The following is a 26,554-nucleotide window of genomic DNA, read 5'->3' as shown; positions in this document are numbered from 1 at the left end:
AGCGGCACATGATTTTCCACTGACGCTCGAAATGCTGGACTTGCCAGGCTTGCGCCCCTAAATCGCCCATCATGAGCAGCGGGCAATTTCACAAAATGCATGGATTGGGCAATGACTTTGTCATTATTGACGCGCGTGCGCCTGAATTAGCAGAACAGCTGAATATGCCGGCGGAGAAAGCAGCAGCGATTGCCAATCGCAACAGCGGCATTGGTTGTGATCAGCTCATTATATTAAAACCGTCAGATAAAGCCGATGTCCGCATGCAAATATACAATGCCGATGGCGGCGAGGTTGAAGCCTGCGGCAATGCAACCCGCTGTGTTGTGAAGCTGCTAGGAGATGGAACATCAATCGAAACTGATGGCGGCATGCTATCCGGTCAGGCAACTGACACAGGTGCGATAGTCGATATGGGAGAGCCGCGTTTTGACTGGAACGCCATTCCCCTCGCCTATGCTATGGATACGTTGCATATGCCTGTCGGTTGGGAAGATTTGCAAGATCCCGCCGCTGTTAATGTAGGTAATCCGCATGTGATCTTTTTTGTAGACGACAGCAACAGCGTTGAACTTGATCGCTTAGGACCAATGATTGAAGTTGATCCTCTATTTCCAGAGCGCGTGAACGTGAATGTCGCACATGTGCATGAAGGTGAAATCCACTTGCGCGTCTGGGAACGCGGTGTTGGCTTGACACGCGCCTGCGGCACCGGTGCCTGTGCCACCGCAGTAGCGGCCCTGAAACGCGGATTGGTGGAAAGCCCGGTCAACGTGCACCTGCCCGGCGGCACGCTTATTCTGTCGTGGCAGGATGGTGAGCCGATTATGATGCAGGGGCCGACCACCTATGTCTTTTCGGGCGAAGCCAATTGGGATGATTTTGGATGACCAGCCCTGAAATCATCTCCATGGGATGCCGCCTGAACATCGCCGAAAGCGAGGCCATCCGACAAAGCATCAACGGATCAAAGGTTGATGCTTCAAACCTGATCATCGTTAACAGCTGCGCCGTGACCAATGAAGCCGTACGTCAAACCCGCCAAGCTATCCGGCGCGCCAAACGCGACAATCCTGACAAGGAAGTGGTCGTGACAGGATGTGCTGCGCAGATTGATCCCGACATGTTTGCCAATATGCCGGAAACATCCGGTGTGGTTGGCAATTTCGACAAATATGACGCCGATAACTTCAAATTCGGCCTCGAAACCAATCAGCCAGATATTCGCGTGTCCGACATCATGCAGGTCAAGGAAACGGCACCGCATATGGTCAGCGCTTTTGCCGAGCGATCCCGTGCCTTTGTTGAGGTTCAAAATGGCTGCGATCATCGCTGTACATTTTGCATCATTCCTTATGGCCGCGGTAACAGCCGATCTGTGCCTGCTGGGCAAGTTGTGGATCAGGTTAAGGCGCTGGTCGACAAGGGCTTCAACGAAGTTGTTCTAACCGGTGTGGATGTCACCAGCTATGGCCCGGACTTGCCAGGTAATCCCAGCCTGGGACTTCTGGTCGAGCGGGTATTGCACTATGTCCCGGACCTGAAACGGTTGAGATTATCGTCCGTTGACGGTGTGGAGATTGACGATCGGCTGTTCGATATTCTTACAGGTGAAAGCCGCATGATGCCGCACGTGCATCTGTCGCTACAATCCGGAGATAATATGATCCTGAAAAGGATGAAGCGCCGACACAATCGGGAACAAGCCATTGAACTGGTTGCGCGATTGAAAGAAAAGCGCCCGGAAATTGCCATTGGCGCAGATATTATTGCCGGTTTCCCAACCGAAACCGAACAGATGTTTGCAGGCAGTGTCGATATCATCGACCAATGCGACATCATCCATGGTCACATATTTCCCTATTCACCGCGGCAGGGCACACCAGCGGCCAACATGCCGCAAGTAGATGGCGCTATAACCAAGCAACGTGCGAAGATTTTACGGCAGAAAATTGCGGATAAGGCACAGGCCTGGCGAGACGGCTTGGTAGGCACGAAGCATAATGTATTGTGCGAATTAAACGGCAAAGCTGGATATGCGGAAAATTTTGCCCATATAAGTTTCGAAGAAACCATGCCAGAAGGCCAGATCATCCCTGTTGAAGTCATCTCATCCGATGGCCAAAACCTGATCGGAAGAAGAATAGTATGAGTGATAAACCGGGGTGGAAGGACCGCCTGTTTGGCGGTTTCAGCAAGACATCGGGCCGCCTGACCGAAAATCTGACCGGGCTGGTTACGAAGGCAAAACTGGACGATACGACGCTCGATGATATTGAAGACGCATTGATTGTGTCCGACCTTGGCCCAGCCACAGCGGCTTCCATCCGTGAAAAATTGTCCAAGGAACGGTTTGAAAAAGGCCTCAGCGAACATGCCGTTCGTGAAATAATCCAGTCCGAAATTGCACAGATATTAGAGCCAGTAGCTGTACCTCTGGAAATAGACGCCTTCCCTCGCCCACAGGTCATTTTGGTGATCGGTGTTAATGGCTCAGGCAAAACAACCACTATCGCCAAGCTGACTCATCTTTTCCTGGAACAGGATTATGGCGTGATGCTGGCCGCCGGCGATACTTTTCGGGCTGCCGCAATTGGACAACTTAAAGTCTGGGCCGAACGTCTCGGTGTTCCGATCATCAGCGGCAAGGAAGGCGGCGACAGCGCAAGTATTGTGTATGAAGGCGTCAAACAGGCGACTGCCACCGGCATTGACGTGTTAATCGTTGATACAGCGGGTCGCCTGCAAAACCGGACTGAACTAATGGATGAACTCGACAAGATCCGGCGTGTTCTGGGCCGGCTCAATCCGGAAGCCCCCCATGATGTCGTTCTGGTCTTGGATGCGACCACGGGACAAAATGCCCTGTCGCAGATTGAAGTGTTCAAGGAAGTGGCAAAGGTAACAGGACTGATCATGACCAAATTAGACGGAACGGCACGTGGCGGTGTACTTGTTGCAGCGGCACAGCAGTTTAAAATGCCGATCCATGCCATTGGTGTCGGAGAGACAATGGAAGACTTGCGGCCGTTTGAAGCCAATGACCTTGCCGCAGCTATAGCAGGAATCGAAGAATGAGCGATGACGTCATTAATGTAGAACCCGAAAAGGAAAATAAAGGTCTCGGATTCGCACTCGACTTCGGACCATTGCTCGTATTTTTCCTGACCTACAAATTTGCGGTACCGGGCGATAATCCTGTTCTGTCGGCAATATATGGCACAGCCGCCTTCATGGTCGCGATTGTGATCGCGGTGATTGTATCGAAATGGAAGCTGGGCAAAATATCACCCATGCTCTGGCTCTCGGCAGTATTGGTGATCGGCTTTGGCGCGCTGACAATCTATTTCAATGATCCGCGCTTCATCCAGATCAAGCCGACAATAATCTATGTCGGTTTTGCGGTCATTTTGGGTGTTGGGCTGCTCCGCGGAAAGGCAATGCTGAAATATCTGCTGCAAGCTGCCTATGAAGGACTTTCCGATGAAGGGTGGCTCAAATTGTCCCGCAACTGGGCGATATTCTTCGTTGCCATGGCATTACTGAACGAGGCTATGCGCCTTTTCTTGAGCTTTGACATGTGGCTGACACTGAAAGTTTGGGGCATCACGATATTGTCCTTCATCTTTGCGATTGCCAATGTACCGATGTTGATGCGCCACGGTCTTGATCTTGGTCAGGATGAAGAAGAGGCCGAAGAAGCCAAGTAAAAACCGCGCCCCGATTGAACGGAGCGCGGCTTTCAAATTTATGGTTTGACCCCTCAGCCCTGATCAGCGCGGCTAACACCTTCGCCGTCAAGATTCTGGGCCACAAAATCCCAATCAATCGCGTTGTCGAGCAATGCAGCGACATAGTCCGGACGGGCATTCTGGTAATCCAGATAATAGGCATGTTCCCAAACATCGATGGTCAGCAATGGCTTCATATCATGCGCTACCGGGCTGTCAGCGTCATGCAGTGAGGTGATTTCTAACTTGTCACCATTAAGCACCAGCCAAGCCCAACCGCTGGCAAAATGGCCAACCGCTTCGGCTTTGAATTTTGCCTTAAATTCTTCAACAGAACCAAAGTCCGTTTCAATGCGGCTTTTAAGTTCTGCTGGCATTTCTTTCTTTTCTGGGCTCAGGCACAGCCAGTAAAAGCTGTGGTTCCACACCTGTGCCGCATTGTTGAACAAGCCGCCATCGGACGCCTTGATAATCTCGGACAATTTCTTGCCTTCATGGTCTGTACCGGCAATCGCGTCGTTGGTTTTGGTCACATAGGCATTGTGATGTTTACCATGGTGAAAATTGAATGTTGCTTCAGAGATAAGTTCACCAAAAGCAGTTTTGGCATAAGGAAGCGGGGGAAGTTCAAAGGACATTGAGAATTATCTCCATAGTTAGAATGACTTTCAGAACACGCATATGGTGTCAAAAAGTTCGATCAGCAACTGTCCTTTAGAGCATAGGCACAAGTAACAGTGTTTTTCCGTGACAAAAAAAGCTTGAAGGCATAATATTACATCATTGTTACAAGCCAATCTTGGGGAGGATATAATGGCAAAATTTTTTGGTAATTTGAATCTGGTGATGCTTGTCGGCTTGTTGCTGGCAATATTGGTCATCGTTGCAATCGGGCCGCTTGGCGACCAGGTAAACGGCCTTTTCCGCTGGCTACACACATTTTTTGGCGTGCTTTGGATCGGTCTCCTTTATTATTTCAATTTCGTCCAAGTACCGCAAATGCCGAACATTCCGGATGAAGCGAAGCCCGCAGTATCGAAGCATATTGCGCCAAGCGCCCTCTTCTATTTCCGCTGGGCGGCACTGTTCACGGTTATTACCGGTTTGGTTGTAGCACATCTGACCGGCTATCTGGTTCAGGCACTGGTGCTGCAGGAAGGCTATTTGCTGATCGGTATTGGCATGTGGATGGCGCTGATCATGGCGTTTAACGTCTGGTTCCTGATCTGGCCCAACCAGAAGAAAGTCCTTGGCATGGTTGAAGCAGATCCCGATGCAAAAGCTTCGGCCGCGAAAGTCGCGCTGATGGCGTCACGCACCAACACCTTGCTATCCTTGCCGATGCTTTATTGCATGGTGAACGCCAATCTCGGCGGCTAAACCGAAACATTATTTTTATAGAAAGAGGGCTTCGCGGCCCTCTTTTTTTGCCTATCGAAGCCGTTTTGCGAGCTTGTGAGCCGGACCAAAGCCGATAAAGGCGGCGCCAATAAATGGCATCGCTACAACCCACAAACGTACGCCTGTTACACCCAGCGGACTTGCGATACTGATCGCTGCTGTTGCCGCTAGGCCAGCGCATACGAACAACAATCCTACGATCAATCGCCAATGCGGAAGGTCATCTCTTTCTGCGGCTCCATTGGCGCCAGCTTGCTCATATTTCGCGAAAATCATGATGAGCGGGAGCAAAGCAACGATGTAGAGAATGAACCATATCGGCCGGGCCAGCCACCAAGCGCCACTTCCCGGCGCGACTTCCAATCCGATTCCGCCGAGCAGCCAAGCCACCACCATCACGAATACAAAAGCCGTCAAATGCCACAGATATGTGGTCATGATCATGCCGTTCACGAGCACCACAGCTGTCCAGATTTTAAGGCTGCCTAACATCCGCCGCGCCGCTGGTTCCAAAGCAAGAGCGATGCCCGTTTGAGCCATACCAAGCGCCAGCAATGCGATAGTGGGCGGCATGGAATTGCTTACTGGTTCACCAGGGACACCGATCATTGCGACTGGATAGGGTCCAAATCCGACCAGCAATCCCAGCACCGTCAGACCACCAAGCCCCCAGAACAATGCTTTCATCGGGTTAGAAAAATACCCCTCGCTCCAAGCATATCCCAACTGGTGTACGGCCAACCAGATAAAGGCAAAGTTCACAAAATTCACATAGGGAATTTGATAAGAGAAAGTCGCGACATCAATCAATATAGCGCCAGCGACCAATCCCCAAAAAGACGCCATGCCAAAGCGTTTCCAGGCCCCATGCGTCAATGGGACCACTGCACTCACCATGAGGTAAACGGCCAGGAACCAAACCGGAATGAGAGCAAGTTGGGCGGCGAGCTCGACAATCTTGCGCTCAACACCCATGGCGGTGCCAAACAGCGCAAACAGTGTCCAGATCAGGAAAAGCGGCAGAACCGGGTTGATTAACCGGCGCAATCGTCCGGTAAACCAGCCAGCATAGCTGCCGTCTTTGCGCTGGTTCGCCGACCAGGACAATGCATGGGAAAATCCACCAACAAGGAAGAAAATTGGCATAACCTGAAACCCCCAAGTCAACCATTGGGTCCAAGGCAATATACCAAGCAAATGACCGCCTTGCACCGCTCCATTTTCTATATAAGGGGCCGCCACCAGCCAGTGGCCTATGACCACTGCAAGTATCGAAAAGGCACGCAGAAAATCAACGTAGCGATTGCGTTCTGGCGGTGCTTTGCGGGCCATTTCTTCGGCACGCGACCATAGAGTCCGCTTCGCCGTTACATCACCTTGTGCGCTCATATATTGCCCCACTCCTCACCGGTACATTATTGAGTTAATCATTACCTGCACAGGTTCAAGGCAGGGAATATGTGATGCTAGGCATTGAAAGCTAACAAATGCTATCCCAAAAGATCATGCCGTTTGAGAGAATGGCGCAGCTGGTCATAGGTCAGATTAAGCGCTTTTGCGGTTTGACGCTGGTTATACCGGGATTTGGCCAAGGCCGCCTCCAATATCCGCTTTTCGAAAGCCTCCACGGCTTCTTTCATGTCATCTACCTCAGTATAAGCCGGTTTCGCAGCCGGCGCCGCTGGCGCTGGTAATTCTTTCATTTTTTCAGCCGAATGACTGGTTTCAGCCGGTAGAGATTGCCGGGAGGGCATTTCTTTCGGTTTCCACGGCGATTCAAACGGATCAAAGACGATATGATCCACAGCGCGTGTGTAGTCACCCCATTGGTAAACCGCGCGTTCGATTACATTGCGTAGCTCTCGAACGTTTCCCGGCCATTGATGGCGCGCCAGTGCCTCAGACGCCAGTTGCCCGAAACCGGGCCATTGTTCCCATTCCAGTTCCGCCGCCATGCGCCGGCCAAAATAGTCGGCCAACACAGGTACATCGCCCTCACGATAACGCAGTGGCGGCAAGGTCACGACTTCGAACGACAGGCGATCGAGCAAATCCGCTCGGAACTTTCCTTCCTCCGCCATTTTGGGTAAGTCAGCATTGGTTGCTGCAACAATCCGTACGTCCACCTTTTGCGGTCGCGAAGACCCTATTCTGGTAATTTCTCCATATTCCACAGCCCGCAATAACCGCTCCTGCGCGGCAGAAGATAATGTGCCAAGCTCATCCAGGAACAGCGTGCCACCATCTGCTTCTTCAAATCGCCCTACTCTATTCTTCGTCGCGCCGGTAAATGCGCCGGCTTCATGACCGAAAAGTTCCGCTTCAATCAAAGTCTCTGGCATGGCGGCGCAGTTTAATGTGACCAATGGACCATCCCATCGCATGCTCAGGCGATGGAGGCGTTCTGCGATCAACTCTTTACCTGTACCGCGCTCCCCGATAACAAGGACCGGACGGTCCAAAGTGGCGGCGCGACTGGCTTTTTCCACTGCATCTAGGAATGCCCCAGACTCTCCGACAAATTGATTTTCGCGTTCCATGGCCAAGATATAGTGCGATTTCCCAACAAATAGCAATTAATACTATATTCATTTTGGTAAAAATTTAAAATATCTATATTTTTCAGCAATTTACCAAATTGGCACGCCTCCTGCAATGTTAGGATCAAACCCGCAAGGGATTGGAAATCGACCAAATGGAGGACAAAATGTCAGCAACCACGAAAACAGGCAAATCAATGAATTTGAGCAGAACCGACGTTTCTGCGATCATTTCCGTTCTGTTGTTCAGCCTGACAATTTTGATCAGCGCCGTGGGCCCTGTCGAAGCGCAGAGCCCGACCATCTCTGAAGATGGTACAATTTCCCCAACTGTCAGCTACAAGGCGTGACAGGCGAAATGGCCGGGACCCCTTCATACCCCCTTGCCGAAGTTAGGTCCCGGCCACCTTTCCAGATTGAAGACGTAGAATTTTATGAAGACCAGCCTGACCGTTCGAACCATTCCAGGCACAATGCTAGCAACTACCGGAGTTTAACCATGGGTATTTTTTCAAGAACGCGCGATATCATCGCTGCCAATGTCACAGACATGCTGGACAAGGCGGAGGATCCGTCAAAACTGATCCGCATGATCATCCTGGAGATGGAAGAAACCCTTGTCGAAGTCCGCGCTTCTGCGGCGCGCACCATTGCCGATCAAAAGGAAATGCGCCGACATATTGATAAGCTGAACCAGCTTACCGAAGACTGGAATGAAAAAGCACAATTGGCTTTGTCCAAGGATCGTGAAGATCTAGCCAAAGCGGCATTGATTGAAAAACGCAAAGCCGCCGATATGGCAGAGCAGCTTACGGTTGAGATACAGGTTCTGGATGACGCGTTGCGCGCTTCAGAAGGTGATATCGCCAAGCTGCAAAAGAAATTACAGGAAGCGCGCTCTCGCCAAAGCAGCCTGGTTAACCGGCTCGAAAGTGCAGAGAACCGCTATAAAATCCGCGAAATGTATAATGGCGACAAGGTTCATGATGCATTTTCAAAATTTGAATATCTCGAACGTCAGGTAGACCAGGCCGAGGGCCGTGCCGATGCACTAACCATGGGCGGAGAACCTGAAACACTGGAAAACCAGATTGCTGCACTCGAAAGCAGTGACAAGGTTGATGATGAACTGGAAGCCATGAAGGCAGCCATGAAGAAAGGTGACAAATAATGCCCGAGGAAATTGTAGCAGTTGCGATCATAGGAACGCTGACCCTATTTATCGGTCTTCCTTGGCTCATCTTTCACTATGTCACCAAATGGAAAACGTCGGCTACGATTACCAACGAAGATGAACAGCTACTCGATGAGTTGCACACCATGGCTCGACGGTTAGATGATCGGATGGAAACCATTGAACGGATCATGGCGGCCGACAATCCAAATTGGCGCCAGGCGGCTCTGCCCACCTCTGGTAGCGATCCTAAACCGACGCTCGAAAATTTTGATAATTTGCTCAAAGAAAGGCGCTAACAATGACTTCTGCAAGAACGAAATTCTATCTTGATAAACAGCGCGCAAAATGGAGCGGAGTATGCGCGGGCATATCGGATTATACTGGCATGAAGGTGTTTTGGGTCAGGGTAGCGGCCGTATTTGCGACCTTTGCAGTTCCTTTTCCAATCACATTTATCGCTTACTGGATTGCAGCAAAATCGTTCGATCCAAAACCAATCGAACTTTATGGAGACGCGTCAGAGCGCGAATTTTGGCAAGGCGTTCGCCAATCTCCCCGCCGCACGGCACGAGATGTCAGGTCCAGATTTCGCGAAATTGACCGCCGTCTGGCCGATATGGAAATGTACTACACAACCAACAATAGCGCGCTCTCCAACGAAATTGAGAAGCTGCGCTAAACGAGACGAAAGAATTAGGGAGATATTTTATGAATTGGGGTGGACCGGGATTTGTGATTGCGATCATCGCTGTATGTTACGCAGGCTGGATCATCAACAATTGGATCAGAGCCAAGCATGGTTATCCGCTTGAAGATGAATGGGGCGGCACGACCAAGAAAGGTGACCCAAACGCAGAACGCAAGATCGAGTTGCTTTCCAATGAGAATGAAGAACTGGTTGGCAAAATTGACCGACTGCAAGAACGCCTGGCCGTGTTAGAGCGGATCGCGACCGATCCTGCCAAACGGACGGCAGATGAAATTGAAGCATTGCGGGAGAAGGGATGATGGAACCGGACAAAGCAGCATTTATTCTGGAAATTTTGCCTTATGCCGCAGTAATTACGGGCATCGCCGTTACCGGTTGGGTAGTTACCACCTGGATGCGGATCAAAAACGGATATCCATTGGAAGGCAGTTGGGGCAATGCGCTCCATCCCAATACAGACCGGGAAGCGGTTGAACGGGTCAAATTATTGACCAACGAAAATGCCGAACTCCGTGCCGAGATCGGATCAATGAAAGATCGGCTTGCCAATGTTGAGCGAATTGTGACCGATGACAGCCATCGCTTGACAAACGAAATCGAAGCCTTGCGCGCGCCAAAGAACTGAGGAGACCAAAATGATTGAAAATATTGCCATATTGATCCCCTTTGCTGGCATTGGCGTGGGCGTCTTCGCAATCTGGACCAGTCATCAGCAAAAAATGATGAAGATGCAATCCAAGATTTCTGCCGAAAAAGCGGCGCAATACGCAGCCAGCAATCAACAACTGGAACAGCGAGTCCGGGTTCTGGAGAGGATTGTTACGGACAAAGGCTTTGATGTTGCCGGACAGATTGAAAGTCTGCGCGATGAGCCAGAAGTGAAGGAACTGAACTGATGGATTGGCTTGGTTATCTGATACCTCTTGCTCCGTTTGCCCTTGGTGGTCTTTGGATATGGACCCGTCATCAAAGCAAGATGATCGACAAAGAGAAAGAACTCTTGCTGCTCGGTAAAAAAGGGCCGCAAAACAAAGACGGTCAGCAGATGAATGAAGACATGAAATATCTGAAAGAGCGTGTCGCTACATTGGAGAAAATCGTCACTGATGAGCGCGGTGCACGGGAATTAGAGAGTGAAATCGCGAAGCTGAGAGACAGCTGAGCAAAAACGTAATTGGAGGGAATAAACTAAATGAATCCGTTTGAAATGGTTGTCGCGATTATCATCGTTATCACGGTCGGCAAAGTGGTCAGCACACGCATTCAGGCCAAACATGGCATCGCGTCCGACGAAGAAGGCAACCCGGTCACCATGGTTGACCCCGACGCCGGACGACTGCGCGAGGAAGTCAAATATCTCAAGGAACGCGTCGCCGTTCTTGAAAAGATTGCCACCGATGATCGCGGCGCTCGTGAACTTGAAAATGAAATTGAGAAATTGCGGGACCAATAGGACGGTCTCTCAAAGAAGCAGGAAGAGAAGAAGGATAGCATCATGCCAGAACCCAGTTTTTACCTGATGATTGCTGCATTTACCCTGATCGGACTAACGGCGGTCTCCCTCATCGCTCTGCGCGGTTGGCGGGACTGGATTGATCTCAAGACCAAGGAATTGGAGCAACAGCGCGAGAAAAATCCCCCCAGCGCGACATCGCGGATTGAAGTTGCGGACCTGAAAGAACGCATCCGCAAGCTGGAAGCGATCGCCGCCGGAGTGGAGCTTTAACAGCCGAACCTAAAAAGGGATGACGCGAATCCCCTGCCCTGCTAGCGGGCGGGGATGAGCAAATTTGACGATCTTGTAGAAGAATATGAATTTTTGGAAGCTGATGACCGATACCGGCTTCTGATTGATCTGGGCAAAGAGCTGGAAGCCATGCCCGACGCCCTGAAAACCGATGCAACGCTGGTTCGTGGCTGTTCCGCCTCGGTATGGGTTTATCCAACAAAACAGGATGATGGACGCCTGCATTTTCTGGCAGACAGCAATGCTGCCATTACCAAGGGTATCATCGCGCTGGTGCTCGAAACGGTTCAGGATCAACCTATTGATGACGTTTTGAAAACCGACATTGCCGAAAAGCTCGCACCGTTTGATTTGAAAAACCAGCTCAGTTCCAATCGGACCCAGGGTATTCCGAACATGATTGCGCTGATCAATGAAACCGCAGAACGGTATCAGTCATGATTTGGGCGGCTTTGCTCCTGATTGCAGGGCCAGATGCTCCAGTGGATGAACCCGGTTATGAGCATGATTGCTTAGCCGAACCGCGGCAGGATTTTGAGTTCCGACTGATCGCTTCCGACATAAAATCAGCGCAAGTCGGCTTTCATATGCAGTCAAACGAACCTGTACTGAACATCGAATTCTCTGAAAGCGGATTCGATAGATTCTTGGCCGTACAGAAAGGACGTGTCGGCAAAAAAATCGTTCTTTGCTTCAAAGGCCGCTTGTTAAGCACGCCCGTATTGAATGAATATGTCCATAGCCGCACGGCCCAGATTTCCGGCGGATTTACTTTGGAAGAGGCTACCGAGTTACAAAGTCAAATGACCGAAGGCTCGGAAACGCCGTAAAGGCTTTAAACCGGCTTCCAGACCCGGCGCTCTTCAGCGATTTTGAGCACGTCGAAAGCGGCCTGTGCCGCCTGGAACTTCTTGGCCGCTTCTTCATCGCCAGGATTGACGTCGGGATGATATTCCTTGGCCATCGCACGCCATGCCTTTTTGACCGTCTCAAAATCAACATCGGGCGTCAGATCGAATATTTCCAGAGCCGTCATTTCATCACGCGACCGGCTGCCGTCGCCGGATCCCATCCAGCTATAATGCTTCGCTTCTTGATAGGCATTGGCATCACGCTGCTCGTCGGCTTCGCGTTTAGCGCGCTCTTCCTTATCAAGCCCTTCGAAATAATCCCAACCGCGATTATATTCAGCCGCATGTTTTTCGCAGAAATACCAGCGATCCGGACTATTGGGTGACTTGGGTGCGGGGCAGTTACCTGCCTCGTTGCAGCCATGCCGGTCGCAAATCTTGACCTGCTCTGCTTCACGCGAGCTTTCATAGCTGCCCCAGCGGGGAAAGCCCCAGTTATCGGATCGTTTTGCTTTTGGCATATCGCTCTCTAACAAAGGCCCTGCGCCAGTTCCAGCCATATTTAAATACCAGAGGGTCTGTAAGCCGGGTTCTGTCCATCCTCTTGCAAGGAATAGCCAGTCATTCATCTTGGCGATGCATTGCTGCGCCGCTCTAGCAACCAACCCGGGCTGCAGGCCGAAATAGCCATATGCCGCCCCTATTTGGTTTTGCTCCAGGTGGGGTTTACCGTGCCAGGGCTGTTACCAGACCCGCGGTGCGCTCTTACCGCACCCTTTCAATGTCACGGGACCGAAGCCTTCGCGACCTGCTTTCTGTTGCACTATCCCTGAACGGGGGATCGCTCCCCTGCCCGCCGGATGTTATCCGGCACCTTTAAATCGTGGAGCCCGGACTTTCCTCGCGAATATTTGCATATTCCCGCGACTGGCCGACCCTCTGGTGCGCTCTATTTAGTGATTCCACGCTCTCTGTCGAGCATTAATGACAATAGCAACGTTCGGCACTCGCCATCGATCACGCCATCGATATTTTTCGGGCGAAAGCGCCGCTGGAAGGCAACGACTGCCTCTTTCTGCGCAGTAATATCGTAACCAAAACGTTCCAGAGCCAGCATGAAACCACCATCGGTCCACGGCGGTTCACCCCGGTTCAAGGATGGTTTCTTAAGGGCAATGCCGTGTCTCGCTAGCCGGTCCCAATCGAATAGCTCGCCGGGATCCTGCTTTCGGGCCGGCGCCAGGTCGCTATGGCCAATGACATTGGTTGGCACGATATCGTGGCGTTTGACGATATTATGCGCAAGCCGCGTGACGGCATCCATCTGTTCTTCGGGAAACGGTACATAGCCCCATTCATGACCCGGATTGACGATCTCAATACCGATACTGGCGCTGTTTACATCTTCGATCCCACGCCAATAACCGCGACCCGCGTGCCAGGCGCGCTGCTCTTCCTTCACCATGTTCACGACCTGACCGTCCTCGGTCACGACATAATGAGCAGATACTTTGGCGTCCGGATTGGCGAGCCAACCAATTGCCGAGGCCGCATCTTTCATACCGGTATAATGCATGACCAATATGCTGACCGGCAGCTTACGCTCATCAAAATTGGGAGAAGGCGTCCAGATCATCTCCATCGTCAATGCGCTCCCTCAATCACGCCCTATCAGGCAACTATTGCGCCTAGCAACAATTCTGTATCGGATGCCGGCGACACCCGCAGATCCCCGCCATTTTCGCACGAAAGTTCACGCGACATCCAGGCCGCGGCAGTCCGGGCGGTCAGTTCCGATTGCGGCAACGTGCCTTCCAGCGCTGCACGAATACCTTCATCCAGCGCTATTTTAGCGCCTTCAGCGCGAACAACGACTTCGATCCCATTATCGCCATGCTCTGCACCGACATCCAATTGCCCGCCGCGCACTAACGCTTCCCGGGCAATCAGCGCGAGATTGAGCAAAATCTTGATCGCCTTTTTGGGCAGTGTGCCGCTTTGAACAGCCCAGCCCAATGTAATCTTACCCTGATCACCAACAAGACTTTCAACCAACTGCTTCGCTTCGGCAGGATCGACTTCATCGCCAAAGCCGCCTGCTGCTCCAAAGGCTAAACGGAAATATTTCAGCTTATCCGCAGACGCTCTGGCGCTGTCGGCCAACAGATCAAGACAGCGATCCCGCATCTCCGGGTCCGTTTCATCTTCCAGCAACTCCAGCCCGTTGTTTATTGCGCCAACCGGGCTCAGCAGGTCATGACATAATTTAGAACATAGCAACGCAGCGAGATCGACACCGGATTGAGACATGGGAATGGGCCCTTAACTTGTTAAAACTCAATTGTCGGCTGTTTGGCCTTTTGTGCTTTGGCAATCAAGGGTGATTGGATCAAAGCGGCCATATATTTCACCATTTTCAACAGCCTGCCAAGCTGCCGCATCCTGACCATTGATGATCAGCCATATCCGGTCATCTGGTGCCGCCATGGCTGCATCGGTTTGCGATGGCCCAACCGCGCCGGATGGGTGGGAATGATAATAGCCTATGATCCTGGGTCCGTTATCCCGCATTGCTCGCTCCGCGGAGATTAGATCGACGGGATCTATTTCAAAATGTCGCAACCGATTTTCTGCAACATTTTGCGTCACCTTGAAGCTCGAAACTCGGCCATTATCACCAAATAGCAAACCGCAGGCTTCTTCCGGAGCCGTTTCACGGGCGAGTTGCTGCAATTCGTCCAATATCGTGCTTGATATGACCAGTTTCATAGCCCACATCTAAGCGATGACAGCGGGGCAATCCATAAAATCCGGCATCGTGCCCGAAACCGACAAGAAACAGCGGCTTGATGCGGCTTTGGCGGGCTTTCTTGACGACCTGTCCCGGGAACGGATCAAAAATCTGATCACAAGCGGCAATTTGCTGATTGATGGAACCACCTGCACTGACCCCGCATCCAAGAAATGCGCGGGCAAAACATTCGCATTGACCGTTCCCGCGCCGATTGAAGGCCCTGCACAACCACAGGACATCCCTCTGGATGTGGTTTTTGAGGATGATCACCTGATTGTCGTCAATAAACCCGCCGGATTGGTCGTCCATCCTGCAGTAGGGCACCCTGACGGAACATTGGTCAACGCCCTGCTCCATCATTGTAAAGGGCAATTATCCGGCATCGGCGGTGTCACACGGCCCGGCATTGTTCACCGGATCGATAAGGATACTTCCGGATTGATGGTGGCGGCCAAAACGGACAAAGCGCACCAGGGTTTGACGGCACTATTCGCCGCCCATGATATCGAGCGCCGCTATCTCGCTATCTGCAATGGTCGGCCGAATCCGCATTCGGCAACAATTGAAGGCAATATCGGGCGCAGCAATACAGATCGCAAGAAAATGGCGGTGGTTGGTGATGATAAAGGAAAGGCAGCCGTCACCCATTATACGACTAAGGAACCGCTAAACGGCGCCACTTTGGTCGAATGTAGGCTGGAAACGGGACGCACCCATCAGGTGCGGGTCCATATGTCCCATATCGGGTATAGTCTTATCGGCGATCCCCTATATGGTACTCGTCGAAAATCATTGCTTTCCGGCAGAAAAGATATTCGATTTTGCCGACAGGCATTACATGCTGCTATTCTTGGATTTGTTCACCCCATAACGGGAAAAAAATTGTTATTTAACTGTAACTTTCCACCCGATATGCAGGAACTATTCAGTAAGTTGCGTGTATAGATATTAGATACTATATGGAATGAGACCAATGGGTGCTTGATGAGGCCCGGCGGCAAACCAGAGAAGGAACAAAAATGGCTAATAATAGCAATGTTCCGGCAAAAATCCCTGCCTTAGGGGGGGACGCGAGCCTGAACCGTTATCTTTCGGAAGTACGTAAATTTCCGTTATTGACACCCGAACAAGAATATATGCTGGCGAAACGCTATTCTGAGCATAAAGATCAGGAAGCGGCAGCCCAGCTAGTAACGTCCCACCTGCGACTCGTGGCAAAAATTGCCATGGGCTTCCGCGGCTATGGCCTGCCGGTCTCGGACCTGATTTCCGAGGGCAATGTCGGCCTGATGCAGGGCGTGAAGAAATTTGAACCCGATAGAGGTTTCCGCCTGGCGACCTATGCTATGTGGTGGATCCGCGCGTCGATACAGGAATATGTATTGCGCAGCTGGAGCCTTGTGAAAATGGGTACGACCGCCGCACAAAAGAAGCTTTTCTTCAACCTGCGCCGGATGAAAAACAATCTTGAAGCATTTGAAGACGGTGATTTGTCACCTGAAGATGTGAACAAGATTTCAACCGATCTTGGCGTGGCTGAACATGAGGTGGTCAATATGAACCGCCGTATGTCGATGGGCGGCGATGCGTCGCTGAACGTGCCTTTGTCGGAAGATGGCGATGGCGGCCAGTGGCAGGATACATTGGAAGATGACGGTCCGCTGCATGACCAGCAGATTGCTGACGCACAGGAAGCCGATTTCCGCCATGAAATGCTCACCGAAGCGATGGAATCGCTCAACGAACGCGAACAGCATATTCTGGCTGAACGGCGTTTGTCGGAAGATCCCAAGACGCTGGAAGACCTGAGCAAGGTCTATGAAGTCAGCCGCGAACGGATTCGCCAAATCGAAGTCCGCGCGTTTGAGAAGCTGCAAAAGGCTATGCTGCGAATTGCTGGAGAAAAACAGCTTCTTGCAGCAGGTTGATTCCTTAACCTCTCAATTGATCTAAAGATTTCAGCGCCCCGAAACGGCATTTGTTTTCGGGGCGCTTTTTCATTATTTGATGACCATGGCCGCAAAATCTCGTCGAAAAACAAAAGGCTTGCCTTCACGCATCATCAAGCTGTTTTTCAAGCTGATCGTCTATTTCCTTTTGATCTCCGTAGCGTGGGTAGGATTGATGGCATTCTTGCCGCCCCCGGTTACAGCCACGATGATCATGGACGAAAACGGTATTACCAAGGACTGGGAACCACTGGAGTCAATTTCCCCTAATCTTGTGAGAGCCGTCATTGCCGCGGAGGATAGCAAATTCTGCAGTCATGACGGCTTTGATCGCGATGCTATCCGCTCGGCGATCAAACGCAACGCCCAAGGCGGCCGCATCCGCGGCGGCTCCACAATATCCCAGCAAACCGCCAAAAACGTCTTCCTCTGGCAAGGAGGAGGTTATTTCCGCAAAGGTCTCGAAGCCTATTTTACGTTCCTCATCGAGAATATCTGGGGAAAGAAACGGATTATTGAAGTCTACCTCAATGTCGCTGAAACCGGTATAGGAACCTATGGCGCGCAAGCCGGTGCCCAGCGCTATTACAAGAAAGACGCCTTGGAACTGACGAGAATAGAAGCGGCACGCATAGCCGCCGCCCTTCCCTTACCCAAGAAACGCGCTGTAAACGGCGCCAGCGGCTTCACGCGGCGCTATGGCAATACGATTGCGGCCCGGATCAATGTGGTGAAGCGGGAAGGCTTGGATGGATGTGTTTACAAGTAGTTATTCGGCATTTGCCAGTGTCCGCTTCTGGCACAAAAGCGGACGCTGTTGAACGATCCCGATATTCCGGTCCGGATGATATACTCAGTCTTCGTTGCTGACGCTGAACAAACATATAGCAAGAAGGAGTGTGGCTAAAACTCCAGAGCCGCCAGCTACAGGTGAAGGTAAAAAGCCCTGTAAGCCGAACATCATGACCAACGTGTTTGCGACAAACGCTATCGCGCCAACCAAAACCGTCGCACCGCCCAGGGCTTTATTCCCTTCGTTCATCTTGGCCATGCCGAATACCACGGCAGCCAGGCCCAGCAGGATTTTGGCCGCATTGTAGCCGAAGAACGAGAAGGCAACGACCGAGGAGGCGAGAACACCGAGATCAGCATTTGCCTCTGCTGCTGTCCGAAACGGGCCAAATTGTGTCAGACCTATGCCGACCTGTACGACATTGAGCACCGCGCTGAACGCAATCGCCGAAAAACCCAATGTGTAACGTTTGGCCATGACCAGAGCGGATCCCGCAAAAGCAGCCAGCAACACAAATATTAGAGCTTCCAAACCCCATAGGAATTGGCGGTCAATATCAGGTGCGCCCAAATATAATGCTGTGTAGATTGGTTGCGAAATAGCTACCAGAAGCAGCAATATGGCAATGGTTTTTACTGTACGGCCTTGAGTGAACTCCATGGCTGTATCCTTTCGTGAACTTGATCATCTCCCACTATTTGATGGGGCAAAAGACAGCTCACTGCAAGATGAACAATTGCACTGCTAGTGGATTCACATATGGAAATGTCAGTAAAGAGCTAAGCAGCGTCTTCCTTCTTGGCTTTGCTGCTTTTTGCGATAACCTTCACTGGATCTTTCGTACCAGCGACCACATCCTTGTCGATCACAATTTCGTCCACATCTTCCAGATCGGGAAGATCGAACATGGTATCGAGCAGAATGTTCTCAACGATAGATCGCAGGCCACGAGCACCGGTTTTGCGCTCAATTGCTTTGTTACCGATGGCAACCAGAGCATCTTCGGTAAAGGTCAGGCCAACATCTTCTAGCTCAAACAGCTTTGCATATTGCTTGACCAACGCATTCTTTGGTTCCTGCAGAATCTGAACTAACGCGTCGATATCCAGGTCTTCCAGTGTTGCAATCACTGGTAAACGGCCAACAAACTCGGGGATCAGACCGAATTTCAGAAGATCCTCCGGTTCACCATCGGCCAGCAATTTGCCAACCTTGCGTTCTTCCGGAGCCGCAACATGGGCACCAAAACCGATTGATTTGGCTTCCAGACGGTCACCGATGATTTTTTCGAGGCCAGCAAATGCCCCGCCACAGATGAACAGGATATTCGTCGTATCGACCTGCAGAAATTCCTGCTGTGGATGCTTGCGGCCGCCTTGTGGTGGAACGCTGGCGGTTGTGCCTTCCATAAGCTTCAGCAGGGCCTGTTGAACGCCCTCGCCTGATACATCGCGGGTAATGGACGGATTTTCGGCCTTACGGCTGATTTTGTCGATTTCATCAATATAAACGATGCCGCGCTGCGCCTTTTCTACATTATAGTCGGAAGCCTGCAGCAGCTTGAGAATGATATTCTCGACATCTTCACCAACATAGCCGGCTTCGGTCAGTGTCGTGGCATCTGCCATTGTGAACGGCACGTCGAAGGTTTTCGCTAATGTCTGCGCCAGCAGCGTTTTACCGCAGCCTGTTGGCCCAACGAGCAATATGTTCGACTTTGCCAGCTCAATATCGCCCGATTTCGCGGCGTGGTTGAGACGTTTATAGTGATTGTGGACGGCAACCGACAAAACCCGCTTCGCACGATCCTGACCGATCACATAGTCATTCAGAACATCACAGATTTCCTGCGGTGATGGCACTTCACCATCTTTTTTACCGGTAATCGCGCCCTTGGTTTCTTCACGAATGATGTCATTGCAAAGTTCAACACATTCATCGCAAATGAAAACAGTGGGTCCTGCAATCAACTTGCGGACTTCATGCTGGGATTTTCCGCAGAAAGAGCAGTAAAGCGTGCTCTTCGAATCAGATCCCGTCAATTTCGTCATAAAAAGTCCTCAAAACTCGGCTAGAAACTGCAATCTAACCCTCAAAATACAAAATGCTACCGCTTTTTTGGGTGCTATCCAATGCTATTCATAAGTCTATCAAAAGCGGCTTAATTTTCATTTAGGCCCGTGATAACGCCTTATTTATCATCCTCATCCGCAGGTTTTGGCCGTTTGTCATAGACTTCGTCGACAATACCAAAAGCTTTCGCTTCATCCGCTTCGAGGAATGTATCACGGTCCATCGCCTCTTCGATATCTTTCAAAGGTTTGCCGGTATATTTGGCATAAAGCTCATTCATCCGGCTGCGGATACGCAGAATTTCCTTGGCCTGGATTTCGATATCCGATGCCATGCCTTGTGCGCCACCAGAAGGCTGATGCACCATGATCCGCGCATTGGTTGTCGCCATACGCATGCCAGGCTCACCCGAAGCAAGCAGGAAACTGCCCATTGACGCTGCTTGACCGACGCAAACTGTGCCTACCCGTGGGCGGATATATTGCATGGTGTCGTGGATCGCCATACCGGCAGTAACAACACCGCCCGGTGAGTTAATGTAGAGATAGATATCCTTTTTCGGATTTTCCGATTCCAGAAACAGCAACTGGGCAGTGATGATCGAAGCCATACCGTCCTCAACCGGTCCGGTCACGAAAACGATCCGCTCCCTGAGCAGCCGCGAAAAAATGTCAAAGCTACGCTCTCCGCGGTTGGATTGCTCAATAACGACGGGAACAAGAGCGTCGACGATCGGATCATGCATGGTAATTTAGTGCCTTCTGTGAAAATCAGGATATGAAAATGAGAGCACCGCAAGCCGGAGTCCCCATCCGTTCAGCCCTACATCGGTGTATCTTAAGCAATGTTCAAGTCAGTTAAGGATTTTTTCCCAACCATAATGGTCATGGGATGACATTGCGCATCAATTGCCTGCTCGCTATGAACATTACAAATTTAAAAACATCCGTACTTCAGGAGAAATATATGCTCACATATTCGCCATCTATCCCCCAGTTTCAGGCCGAAGAAGATAATGGCGGCTCGGATCCAATGGCTTTCATGATGAAGCGCTTGCTGGAAACACGGACGGTCATGATTTTCGGTGGTGTAGATCAAAAACTGGCTGAGCGCGTGTCGGCACAAATGCTGTATCTGGATCATATCAGCGACGATCCCATCCGCTTGCTCATTAACTCACCAGGCGGCCATGTGGAATCGGGCGACACGATTCATGATCTGATCGAATATATCAGCGCTCCCGTAGCAGTAGTTGGAACAGGCTGGGTGGCAAGCATAGCGACCCATATTTTCCTGGGCGTGCCATCGAAACAGCGCTTCTGTTTGCCCAATACCCGGTTTCTTATCCATCAACCTTCTGGCGGAGCTGGCGGCAAGGCGTCAGATATCGCGATTCAAGCAGAGGAAATCGTCAAGATGCGCGAACGCATCGCGCAAAAAATTGCTGAAGCGACCGGTCAGTCCATCGATCGCGTGCGCAAAGATATTGATCGTGATTATTGGATGTCGACAGAAGAGGCCAAAGAATATGGTATCTTGGGCTCCGTTATTAACAAGGCGAATGAAGTCAGCTTCTAACTCGACCTTTTGAATTATTGGCCGGACATACTTCAATGTCCGGCCATAATATCAATCAAAGACTATTTTTTCGCTGCAGGCTTTTTGGCTGCTGGTTTCTTAGCAGCCGGTTTTTTCGCTGGTGCTTTCTTGGCTGGCGCTTTAGCCGCAGCTTTCTTTGCAGGCGCTGCCTTTGCTGCAGGCTTTTTAGCCGCTGGTTTCTTAGCAGCCGGTTTTTTCGCCGGAGCCTTTTTCGCCGCCGGTTTCTTTGCAGCAGCCTTTTTCGCTGGTGCCTTTTTCTTTGCCGGCTTGGCTTCTGCTTCGTCTTCCGCTTCGATCGCTGCTTCCAGCTCTTCGCGGGTTACGGTTTTGTCAGTAATCTCAGCCTTTTCGAACAAGAAGTCCACGACCTTGTCTTCATACATCGGTGCGCGCAGCTGTGCGGCGGCCATCTGATCCTGCTGGATATATTCCACAAAACGCTGACGGTCTTCTTCACGATATTGCTGGGCAGCCTGCTGAATCAGCATGGACATTTCCTGCTGACTCACTTCCACGCCATTAGCCTGTCCGATTTCCGAGAGAAGCAAACCGAGGCGGACGCGGCGGACGGCAATCTCGCGATATTCGTCCTTCTCGTCTTCCATTTCCTTTTTGGCTGCTTCCGGATCTTCTTCCTGAGCCGCTTCCTGCTCCAGCTGCTGCCAGATCTGGTTAAATTCAGCTTCCACCATGGTTGGTGGCACTTCAAAGTCATGAGACGCAGCCAGTTGATCCAGCAATTTCCGCTTCATGTGCGTACGGGTCAGGCCGTTCAGTTCCTGTTCGATCTGGCCTTTCAACAATTCGCGCAACTGGTCGAGACCTTCAAGCCCCATGGATTTAGCCATTTCGTCATCGGCCTTGGACGCTTTCGCAGTCTGAACTTCGCCAATAACGACATCAAAAGTGGCGTCTTTGCCCTTCAGGGTGTCGACATTATAATCTTCCGGGAAGGTCACTTTAACCAGCACTTCGTCATTGGCTTTCTTGCCGACCAACTGGTCTTCAAAGCCGGGAATCAAACGACCTGAGCCCAACTCAATTGCCATCCCCTCGCCTTTTCCGCCATCGAACGGAACGCCATCGACCTTACCTTCAAAGTCGATCAGGCACTGGTCGCCTATTTTCGCTTTGTGGCTCTTGGCTGCGGTTTCAAACTGCTTCTGGCTCTCGGCAAATTTGTCGAGCGATTCCTGAACGGTTTTCTCATCCGCTTCGACCTGCAAACGCTCCAATTTGATACCATCGACAGAAGGAGTTGGAACTTCTGGAAGAATTTCCAACTCAACTTTCACTTCAGCGTCTTTGCCGGCTTCATAACCGTCAGCGAGCGTAACACTTGGCTGCATCGCAGGACGCAGCTTGTTGTCGGCGATGGTTTTTTCAACGCTTTCCTGAACGGTGCTGCTCAGCGCGTCTTGCATCAAGGCATCATTATGCATCTTGCGCACCAGATTCGCTGGAACCTTGCCTTTGCGGAAACCGGGCATATTGACCTGTGGAGCCAGTTTCTTGACCTCATTATCAACGCGTGTTTCAATGTCCTTCGCGGAGATTTTGATGTCATAGGCCCGTTTCAGACCTTCGTTCAGCGTTTCAACAATCTGCATGATTACCCTTTAATGCCTTCATATTTTCTTTTTCGACCTGTTTTTCGGTGTTTGGTGCGGGCGAAGGGACTCGAACCCCCACACCCGAAGATACCAGAACCTAAATCTGGCGCGTCTACCAATTCCGCCACGCCCGCACGAGTTACACCGTCAAATCACTATCGAATTTTGATTGACGCGTGCGCCTAGCGGAAAGGTGCCCAAAGGGCAAGCCCGCTTTGCGCGTTCGCGTCGCTAATTTACTCCACCGGTTTAGCCTGCTGGACCAAGCGTCTTTTTCAGAAGCTCATTTACGACCTGTGGATTAGCCTTTCCTTGCATCGCTTTCATGGTTTGACCAACGAAGAAACCGAATAATTTGTCCTTTCCGCCGCGATATTCGGCGACCTTGTCTTCATTTGCCGCCATGACGTCAGCGATGACTTTCTCGATTGCACCGGTGTCGGATTCCTGTTTCAGGCCCTTTTCATCAACGATCTTGGCGGCGCCATCACCGGTTTCGAGCATGATTTCGAAAACCTGTTTGGCAATTTTACCGGAGATTGTGCCGTCCGCGATCAAGCCAAGCAATTCCGCCGCTTGCTGCGGGGATACCGGGCTTTGCTCAATGGACAGTCCCATTTTGTTGAGCGCACCAAATAGCTCAGATGTCAGCCAGTTGGCTGCTGAACTTGCGATTTTTTCTGGTTCATCGGTCGTTTCCAGCAATTCTTCGAACCAGAGTGCCGTTTCATGCTCGGCCGTCAGAACCGCTGCATTATAGGCGCTGAGACCTAGAACACTTTTATACCGTGCCCGTTTTTCGTCCGGGAGTTCCGGCAAGCTGGCCTTACAGTCGAAGATAAAGTCTTCTTCCAATTCCAGCGGCAACAAGTCGGGATCAGGGAAATAACGATAATCATGCGCATCTTCCTTGGAGCGCATGGAGCGGGTTTCGTTCCGGTCCGGATCAAACAGCCGCGTTTCCTGAACTATTTCACCGCCCTCTTCCAGCACGTCGACCTGACGCTGGGCTTCATATTCAATGACCTGCTGAATGAAGCGCAGGGAGTTGACGTTCTTGGTCTCGGTACGAATACCCAATTTTTCGCCGGGTTTGCGGACGGAAACATTGACGTCTGCGCGCATGGAACCCTGCTCCATATTGCCGTCACAGCTGCCCACATAACGCAGAATTGATCTGAGCTTACGGACATAAGCTGCTGCTTCTTTAGGTGATGTCATGTCCGGCATCGATACGATTTCCATCAAGGCGACGCCGCAGCGGTTGAGATCGACATAGCTCATTGTCGGATGCTGATCATGCATCAGCTTGCCGGCATCCTGTTCGATATGGATACGTTCAACGCCTACAGTCTTGCCATGGGCATCGGGGTCTTTTTCATCGAGAGAAATCTCGACTTTCCCCTCACCCACAATCGGATGATAAAGTTGGGAAATCTGATAGCCTTGCGGCAGATCGGCGTAGAAATAGTTTTTCCGGTCGAAACGCGAATATTTGTTGATCTGGGCGTTGAGAGCAAGGCCAGTCCTTACGGCCTGACGAACACATTCCTTGTTCAATACTGGTAGCATACCGGGCATTGCGGCGTCGACGAGGCTTACCTGCGTATTAGGTTCCGCGCCGAATTCGGTGGAAGCTCCCGAAAAGAGCTTTGCATTTGAGGTGATCTGGGCGTGCACTTCAAGGCCGATAACGACCTCCCATTCGCCGGTTGCACCCTGGATACGATATGTTGATTCAGTCATATTTACCACCACTGCTCCGGCTTCGCGACAAAGCCGGCCCGTTCTTCCAGCGCCAGACCGGCGTTAAACACGCCCTGTTCGTCCAGTGCCTTACCAATAATCTGCAATCCGAGAGGAAGCCCCTGCTCGTCCAGTCCAGCGGGCACCGACATGGCTGGCAATCCCGCCAGCGAGCTTGGCACCGTGAACACGTCATTTAGATACATTGCCAGCGGATCGGTTTTCTCACCCAATCCAAAGGCAGCACTCGGCGCGGTTGGCGTCAGCAGCAGGTCACAGCTTTCCCAGGCCTTGTCGAAATCCTGCGAGATCAGGGTCCGCACTTTCTGTGCTTGTGTGTAATAGGCGTCATAATAACCTGCTGACAGCACATAGGTGCCGATCATGATACGGCGTTTTACCTCGGGGCCAAAGCCGGATTCGCGGGTGGCGGCATACATGTCCTGCAGCCCTGCCCCGTCCGGCAGATCGCGCATTCCGTAACGCACACCATCATAACGCGCGAGATTGGATGATGCCTCTGCTGGCGCGATGATGTAATAGGCTGGTAACGCATATTTGGTGTGCGGCAAAGACACATCGACGATTTTCGCGCCGGCGTCTTTCAGCCACTCAATGCCTTGCTGCCACAATGCATCAATTTCGGGCGGCATATTATCGACCCGATATTCCTTGGGGATACCGATACGCTTGCCGGTGAGATCGCTTTTCAGGCCTGATTCCCATTCGGGAACCGGCAAATCAAGCGAAGTGGAATCCTTGGGATCAAAGCCCGCCATGGATTCCAGCATTATCGCACAATCACGCACATCATGCGCCATCGGGCCAGCCTGATCGAGCGAGCTGGCAAAAGCAATCGTACCCCACCGTGAACAACGTCCATAAGTAGGCTTGAAACCGGTAATGCCTACAAACGCGGCAGGTTGGCGGATAGAACCGCCCGTATCGGTTCCCGTGGCTGCAGGACAAATACGCCCAGACACAACCGCTGCACTGCCACCCGAAGAACCGCCCGGTGCCAGATCGGTATTACCGCCATCATTGCGACGCCATGGCGATATGACATTGCCAAAAGCGCTGGTTTCGTTGGAAGACCCCATGGCAAACTGGTCCATGTTCAGCTTGCCGAGCATGCCAGCACCTGCCTTGAAAAGGTTTGCTGACACTGTGGATTCATATTGTGGTGTGAAACCGTCCAGAATTAAGCTTGCGGCCGTCGTTGCGACGCCCTCGGTGCAGAACAGGTCTTTCATGCCAATCGGCACGCCAGCCATTTTGCCGAGCGTTTCGCCGGCTGCTTTGGCCTTGTCGGTTGCTTCGGCAGCCGCCAGCGCATGGTCCGGCGTCTCCACCAGCACTGCGTTCAGCGACTTTGCCGCGCTCACTCGGTCTATAAATGTCTCTGCCACTTCTTTGGCGGTAAAATCGCCAGAAGTGATGCCTGTGCGGATGCCCGCAATGCCCAGTTCAAAAATCTCAGCCATTATTCGATCACCTTCGGCACGCCAAAGAAGCCGTGTTCAGCCACCGGCGCATTGGCAAGAACCTTGTCACGGACATTGCCATCACTGACCACGTCATCGCGCAAGCGCAGTTTGTTGGGGATCACCGCGGTCATCGGCTCAACCTTTGAGCAATCCACTTCGCCCAGTTGCTCGACCCATCCAAGGATGTTGTTGAGCTCTGGCACCAATGCGTCGGCTTCTGCCTCAGTTACGGCGATCCGAGACAGGCTTGCGATCTTTTTGACGGTTTCTTTATCGACTGACATGATTCATTCTTTATCGGTTCATCTTTTTTGGGGTAATAACACGATACGTTGTGTATCGCG

Annotated in this window: 35 protein-coding genes, 1 tRNA gene and 1 other RNA gene; 21 read left to right on the top strand and 16 right to left on the bottom strand. The window is 51.5% G+C overall.

The features are described 5' to 3' along the window. The first annotated feature begins 71 nt into the window (after positions 1-71). The 4 genes from dapF to ispZ are packed head-to-tail and all read left to right on the top strand — an operon-like array spanning position 72 to position 3,710. Positions 72-890 (top strand): diaminopimelate epimerase, encoded by an 819-nt coding sequence (dapF, locus tag BS29_RS08870; protein WP_229953307.1) that lies wholly within the window; start codon positions 72-74, stop codon positions 888-890. Continuing rightward, positions 887-2,152 (top strand): tRNA (N(6)-L-threonylcarbamoyladenosine(37)-C(2))-methylthiotransferase MtaB, encoded by a 1,266-nt coding sequence (gene mtaB / locus BS29_RS08865; protein ID WP_229953306.1) that lies wholly within the window; start codon positions 887-889, stop codon positions 2,150-2,152. Before dapF ends, mtaB begins: the two co-directional genes overlap by 4 nt. Further along, positions 2,149-3,078 carry a signal recognition particle-docking protein FtsY gene (gene ftsY / locus BS29_RS08860; protein WP_229953305.1) on the top strand — a complete coding sequence of 310 codons (930 nt, stop codon included), beginning with the start codon at positions 2,149-2,151 and terminating at the stop codon, positions 3,076-3,078. The genes mtaB and ftsY overlap by 4 nt, the downstream gene beginning before the upstream one ends. Beyond that, positions 3,075-3,710 (top strand): septation protein IspZ, encoded by a 636-nt coding sequence (gene ispZ / locus BS29_RS08855; protein ID WP_229953304.1) that lies wholly within the window; start codon positions 3,075-3,077, stop codon positions 3,708-3,710. The genes ftsY and ispZ overlap by 4 nt, the downstream gene beginning before the upstream one ends. 53 nt (positions 3,711-3,763) lie before the next feature. Here the strand turns inward: ispZ and BS29_RS08850 are convergent, their stop codons facing one another. After that, the gene (locus BS29_RS08850) at positions 3,764-4,369 is read right to left on the bottom strand and encodes a superoxide dismutase (RefSeq protein WP_229953303.1); all 606 of its coding nucleotides are present in this window, start codon (positions 4,367-4,369) and stop codon (positions 3,764-3,766) included. A 175-nt stretch (positions 4,370-4,544) separates the two neighbouring features. Here BS29_RS08850 and BS29_RS08845 point away from each other — a divergent pair, with 175 nt between their 5' ends. Then, the gene (locus tag BS29_RS08845; protein WP_229953302.1) at positions 4,545-5,111 is read left to right on the top strand and encodes a urate hydroxylase PuuD; all 567 of its coding nucleotides are present in this window, start codon (positions 4,545-4,547) and stop codon (positions 5,109-5,111) included. A gap of 51 nt (positions 5,112-5,162) precedes the next feature. Here BS29_RS08845 and BS29_RS08840 read toward each other — a convergent pair whose 3' ends face one another. Both BS29_RS08840 and pspF read right to left on the bottom strand, forming a co-directional pair. Beyond that, positions 5,163-6,521: an acyltransferase family protein gene (locus BS29_RS08840; protein ID WP_229953301.1), complete on the bottom strand. Its 1,359-nt coding sequence runs from the start codon at positions 6,519-6,521 to the stop codon at positions 5,163-5,165. 101 nt (positions 6,522-6,622) lie between these two features. Continuing rightward, a complete protein-coding gene (pspF, locus tag BS29_RS08835) occupies positions 6,623-7,672 on the bottom strand; it encodes a phage shock protein operon transcriptional activator (RefSeq protein ID WP_229953300.1) in 1,050 nt (349 codons plus the stop codon). 167 nt (positions 7,673-7,839) lie between these two features. Here pspF and BS29_RS08830 point away from each other — a divergent pair, with 167 nt between their 5' ends. The 12 genes from BS29_RS08830 (at position 7,840) to BS29_RS08775 (ending at position 12,135) form a co-directional block, all read left to right on the top strand. Next, positions 7,840-8,022 carry a hypothetical protein gene (locus BS29_RS08830; protein ID WP_229953299.1) on the top strand — a complete coding sequence of 61 codons (183 nt, stop codon included), beginning with the start codon at positions 7,840-7,842 and terminating at the stop codon, positions 8,020-8,022. Positions 8,023-8,171: 149 nt separating this feature from the next. Then, a complete protein-coding gene (gene pspA / locus BS29_RS08825) occupies positions 8,172-8,843 on the top strand; it encodes a phage shock protein PspA (protein ID WP_229953298.1) in 672 nt (223 codons plus the stop codon). Further along, positions 8,843-9,145, top strand: coding sequence for an envelope stress response membrane protein PspB (pspB, locus tag BS29_RS08820; RefSeq protein ID WP_229953297.1), 303 nt, complete (start codon positions 8,843-8,845; stop codon positions 9,143-9,145). The genes pspA and pspB overlap by 1 nt, the downstream gene beginning before the upstream one ends. 2 nt (positions 9,146-9,147) lie before the next feature. Beyond that, a complete protein-coding gene (gene pspC, locus BS29_RS08815) occupies positions 9,148-9,528 on the top strand; it encodes an envelope stress response membrane protein PspC (protein WP_229953296.1) in 381 nt (126 codons plus the stop codon). Between the two features lie 29 nt (positions 9,529-9,557). Further along, positions 9,558-9,857, top strand: a complete 300-nt coding sequence (locus tag BS29_RS08810; RefSeq protein ID WP_229953295.1) for a hypothetical protein — start codon at positions 9,558-9,560, stop codon at positions 9,855-9,857. Continuing rightward, positions 9,857-10,183, top strand: coding sequence for a hypothetical protein (locus BS29_RS08805; protein ID WP_407673783.1), 327 nt, complete (start codon positions 9,857-9,859; stop codon positions 10,181-10,183). Before BS29_RS08810 ends, BS29_RS08805 begins: the two co-directional genes overlap by 1 nt. Positions 10,184-10,193: 10 nt before the next feature. Then, positions 10,194-10,454, top strand: a complete 261-nt coding sequence (locus tag BS29_RS08800; protein ID WP_229953293.1) for a hypothetical protein — start codon at positions 10,194-10,196, stop codon at positions 10,452-10,454. Beyond that, the gene (locus BS29_RS08795) at positions 10,454-10,720 is read left to right on the top strand and encodes a hypothetical protein (RefSeq protein ID WP_229953292.1); all 267 of its coding nucleotides are present in this window, start codon (positions 10,454-10,456) and stop codon (positions 10,718-10,720) included. The genes BS29_RS08800 and BS29_RS08795 overlap by 1 nt, the downstream gene beginning before the upstream one ends. A gap of 30 nt (positions 10,721-10,750) precedes the next feature. Next, positions 10,751-11,011 (top strand): hypothetical protein, encoded by a 261-nt coding sequence (locus BS29_RS08790; RefSeq protein ID WP_108810134.1) that lies wholly within the window; start codon positions 10,751-10,753, stop codon positions 11,009-11,011. A 42-nt stretch (positions 11,012-11,053) separates the two neighbouring features. Further along, positions 11,054-11,284: a hypothetical protein gene (locus BS29_RS08785; protein WP_229953291.1), complete on the top strand. Its 231-nt coding sequence runs from the start codon at positions 11,054-11,056 to the stop codon at positions 11,282-11,284. A 54-nt stretch (positions 11,285-11,338) separates the two neighbouring features. Then, the gene (locus tag BS29_RS08780) at positions 11,339-11,746 is read left to right on the top strand and encodes a SufE family protein (RefSeq protein ID WP_229953290.1); all 408 of its coding nucleotides are present in this window, start codon (positions 11,339-11,341) and stop codon (positions 11,744-11,746) included. Continuing rightward, positions 11,743-12,135, top strand: a complete 393-nt coding sequence (locus BS29_RS08775; RefSeq protein ID WP_229953289.1) for a SecDF P1 head subdomain-containing protein — start codon at positions 11,743-11,745, stop codon at positions 12,133-12,135. Before BS29_RS08780 ends, BS29_RS08775 begins: the two co-directional genes overlap by 4 nt. Positions 12,136-12,140: 5 nt before the next feature. Here the strand turns inward: BS29_RS08775 and BS29_RS08770 are convergent, their stop codons facing one another. From BS29_RS08770 to BS29_RS08750, 5 genes are all read right to left on the bottom strand, one after another. Next, positions 12,141-12,677, bottom strand: a complete 537-nt coding sequence (locus tag BS29_RS08770) for a J domain-containing protein (RefSeq protein WP_229953288.1) — start codon at positions 12,675-12,677, stop codon at positions 12,141-12,143. A gap of 44 nt (positions 12,678-12,721) precedes the next feature. Next, positions 12,722-13,099: RNase P RNA component class A (gene rnpB, locus BS29_RS08765), an RNA gene on the bottom strand. 6 nt (positions 13,100-13,105) lie between these two features. Beyond that, positions 13,106-13,792 carry an N-acetylmuramoyl-L-alanine amidase gene (locus BS29_RS08760; protein WP_229956837.1) on the bottom strand — a complete coding sequence of 229 codons (687 nt, stop codon included), beginning with the start codon at positions 13,790-13,792 and terminating at the stop codon, positions 13,106-13,108. A 35-nt stretch (positions 13,793-13,827) separates the two neighbouring features. Beyond that, complete coding sequence (locus BS29_RS08755) at positions 13,828-14,466, bottom strand: histidine phosphotransferase family protein (protein WP_229953287.1); 639 nt, start codon at positions 14,464-14,466, stop codon at positions 13,828-13,830. Between the two features lie 27 nt (positions 14,467-14,493). Next, complete coding sequence (locus BS29_RS08750; protein WP_229953286.1) at positions 14,494-14,925, bottom strand: Mov34/MPN/PAD-1 family protein; 432 nt, start codon at positions 14,923-14,925, stop codon at positions 14,494-14,496. 16 nt (positions 14,926-14,941) lie between these two features. Between BS29_RS08750 and BS29_RS08745 the strand changes: the two genes are divergently transcribed. From BS29_RS08745 to mtgA, 3 genes are all read left to right on the top strand, one after another. Continuing rightward, entirely contained in the window at positions 14,942-15,895 is a 954-nt protein-coding gene (locus BS29_RS08745) for an RluA family pseudouridine synthase (RefSeq protein ID WP_229953285.1), read from the top strand. 74 nt (positions 15,896-15,969) lie between these two features. Beyond that, positions 15,970-16,878 carry an RNA polymerase sigma factor RpoH gene (gene rpoH, locus BS29_RS08740; RefSeq protein WP_229956793.1) on the top strand — a complete coding sequence of 303 codons (909 nt, stop codon included), beginning with the start codon at positions 15,970-15,972 and terminating at the stop codon, positions 16,876-16,878. Between the two features lie 79 nt (positions 16,879-16,957). Continuing rightward, positions 16,958-17,668 carry a monofunctional biosynthetic peptidoglycan transglycosylase gene (mtgA, locus tag BS29_RS08735; RefSeq protein WP_407673771.1) on the top strand — a complete coding sequence of 237 codons (711 nt, stop codon included), beginning with the start codon at positions 16,958-16,960 and terminating at the stop codon, positions 17,666-17,668. An 84-nt stretch (positions 17,669-17,752) separates the two neighbouring features. On the opposite strand, the gene BS29_RS08730 is transcribed toward mtgA, so the two are convergent. The 3 genes from BS29_RS08730 to BS29_RS08720 form a co-directional block, all read right to left on the bottom strand. Beyond that, on the bottom strand, positions 17,753-18,352 hold the full coding sequence (locus tag BS29_RS08730; RefSeq protein ID WP_229956792.1) for a thiamine biosynthesis protein ThiC: 600 nt from the start codon (positions 18,350-18,352) through the stop codon (positions 17,753-17,755). Positions 18,353-18,471: 119 nt separating this feature from the next. Beyond that, a complete protein-coding gene (gene clpX / locus BS29_RS08725; protein WP_229956791.1) occupies positions 18,472-19,743 on the bottom strand; it encodes an ATP-dependent Clp protease ATP-binding subunit ClpX in 1,272 nt (423 codons plus the stop codon). Positions 19,744-19,883: 140 nt separating this feature from the next. Further along, positions 19,884-20,510, bottom strand: a complete 627-nt coding sequence (locus BS29_RS08720; protein WP_229956790.1) for an ATP-dependent Clp protease proteolytic subunit — start codon at positions 20,508-20,510, stop codon at positions 19,884-19,886. A 221-nt stretch (positions 20,511-20,731) separates the two neighbouring features. Between BS29_RS08720 and BS29_RS08715 the strand changes: the two genes are divergently transcribed. Beyond that, positions 20,732-21,343 carry an ATP-dependent Clp protease proteolytic subunit gene (locus BS29_RS08715; RefSeq protein ID WP_229956789.1) on the top strand — a complete coding sequence of 204 codons (612 nt, stop codon included), beginning with the start codon at positions 20,732-20,734 and terminating at the stop codon, positions 21,341-21,343. A gap of 62 nt (positions 21,344-21,405) precedes the next feature. Here the strand turns inward: BS29_RS08715 and tig are convergent, their stop codons facing one another. From tig to gatC, 5 genes are all read right to left on the bottom strand, one after another. After that, a complete protein-coding gene (gene tig, locus BS29_RS08710; protein WP_229956788.1) occupies positions 21,406-22,974 on the bottom strand; it encodes a trigger factor in 1,569 nt (522 codons plus the stop codon). A 52-nt stretch (positions 22,975-23,026) separates the two neighbouring features. Beyond that, a tRNA-Leu gene (locus BS29_RS08705) sits at positions 23,027-23,111 on the bottom strand. A gap of 115 nt (positions 23,112-23,226) precedes the next feature. Then, complete coding sequence (gene gatB / locus BS29_RS08700; protein ID WP_229956787.1) at positions 23,227-24,723, bottom strand: Asp-tRNA(Asn)/Glu-tRNA(Gln) amidotransferase subunit GatB; 1,497 nt, start codon at positions 24,721-24,723, stop codon at positions 23,227-23,229. A 2-nt stretch (positions 24,724-24,725) separates the two neighbouring features. Next, the gene (gene gatA, locus BS29_RS08695; RefSeq protein WP_229956786.1) at positions 24,726-26,207 is read right to left on the bottom strand and encodes an Asp-tRNA(Asn)/Glu-tRNA(Gln) amidotransferase subunit GatA; all 1,482 of its coding nucleotides are present in this window, start codon (positions 26,205-26,207) and stop codon (positions 24,726-24,728) included. After that, positions 26,207-26,494: an Asp-tRNA(Asn)/Glu-tRNA(Gln) amidotransferase subunit GatC gene (gatC, locus tag BS29_RS08690; protein WP_109357069.1), complete on the bottom strand. Its 288-nt coding sequence runs from the start codon at positions 26,492-26,494 to the stop codon at positions 26,207-26,209. The genes gatA and gatC overlap by 1 nt, the downstream gene beginning before the upstream one ends. Positions 26,495-26,554 lie beyond the last annotated feature (60 nt).

This window comes from Parasphingorhabdus litoris DSM 22379, assembly GCF_020906275.1.
Taxonomy (GTDB): domain Bacteria; phylum Pseudomonadota; class Alphaproteobacteria; order Sphingomonadales; family Sphingomonadaceae; genus Parasphingorhabdus; species Parasphingorhabdus litoris.
This window is presented reverse-complemented; position numbering and strand designations above follow the sequence as displayed.